This window comes from Rhodosalinus sediminis, from assembly GCF_003385555.1.
In the GTDB taxonomy this organism is placed as follows: Bacteria; Pseudomonadota; Alphaproteobacteria; order Rhodobacterales; family Rhodobacteraceae; genus Rhodosalinus; species Rhodosalinus sediminis.
The window spans coordinates 1-1295 of the sequence record NZ_QOHR01000070.1 but is presented as its reverse complement, the minus strand read 5'-3'; the positions used below and the strand labels follow the sequence as shown (position 1 = coordinate 1295).

The 1295-nt window shown below is 79.4% G+C and carries 1 protein-coding gene; it reads left to right on the top strand.

Annotated features, from left to right (window positions below; translation table 11 throughout):
- Positions 1-642: 642 nt before the first annotated feature.
- Positions 643-1107, top strand: coding sequence for an ATP-binding protein (locus DRV84_RS15100; RefSeq protein ID WP_115982143.1), 465 nt, complete (start codon positions 643-645; stop codon positions 1105-1107).
- The last annotated feature ends 188 nt before the right edge of the window (positions 1108-1295 follow it).

Genomic DNA, 1295 nt, shown 5'->3' with positions numbered 1-1295 from the left:
GGCCCGCGCGGAGGCGGAGCGCCGCGCCGGGGAGGCCCGCGCGCGGCTCGAGACCGCCGCGCCAGAGGGGCTCGAGGCGCTGCGCGCCGCGCTCGCCGCCATTCCCGACGACCCGGACGCGGACGACGCGGCGGAGCCCGTCGATCCCTGCACCACGGAGCGCGCGCTCGCCGCGGCACGCAGCGCCCGCGCGGGCGCGGAAAGCCGGCGCAGCGAAGCCGACCGAAGCGCCGCGGAGGCGCGCACCAAGGCCGCCCGCGCCGAGGCGACGGCCGAGGCGGCGGAGGCCCGTCTCGCCCGCGCCGCCCGGGACCTCGAGCGGCAGGACACGACGGACGACGCCGCGCTCGCCGCGGCGCTCGAGACGGCCCGCGCGGCGCGCGCGGCCGCCGAGACCACCCTGCGCGAGGCCGAGCGCGCCGCCCCCGACCTCGCCGCCGCGGAGGCCGCGCTCACCCGCGCGCGCGCGGTCGTCGATCAGGCCGCGACCCGCATCGCGGAACTGCGCCCCGCGATCGCCGCGCTCGACGAGCGCATCGCGCAAGGCGCGGGCGACGCGGTGGAGGAGCGCCTCACGGAGACCCGGGAGACGCGCGCCGCGGCGGAGGCCGATCTCGCGCGGATCGAGCGCGAGGTGGCCANGTGGCCACGCTGACGCGGCTCGGCGAGGCGCTGGAGGCCGCCCGCGCCGAGGCGCGCGAGCGCTATTTCGAGCCGGTGGCGGCCGAGCTGCGCCCGCTGCTGGGGCTCCTCTGGCCCGAGGCGGAGCTCGACTGGGGCGACGAGACGCTGCTGCCGCGCGCGCTCATCCGCGACGGGCAGGAGGAGCCGATCGACATCCTCTCGGGCGGGACGCAGGAACAGGTGGCGCTGCTCGTGCGGCTCGCCTTCGCGCGGATGCTGGCGAAGGACGGACGCCACGCGCCGGTGATCCTCGACGATGCGCTGGTCTTCACCGACGACGACCGGATCGAGCGCATGTTCGACGCGCTCCACCGGCAGGCCGGCGACCTGCAGATCCTCGTGCTGACCTGCCGCCAGCGCGCCTTCCGCGACCTCGGCGGGCGCATGCTGCGCCTCGAGGCCACACCCGACACGGGCGCATGACGGAGGGACGGCCGCAGGAGGGGACGGCGATGGCGGACAATCGGGACACCGCGGGCCGGGACCGTGCGCTCATGGCACGACAGTTGCCCGCCCCTAGCGCCCGCGCGGCCCCGCCGGGCCGGGGCGTGGCCCGCGCCCGGGTCGATCGCGCCGGCGCCCGATCCGGCGCGCGGCACCCGGCGGCGCGG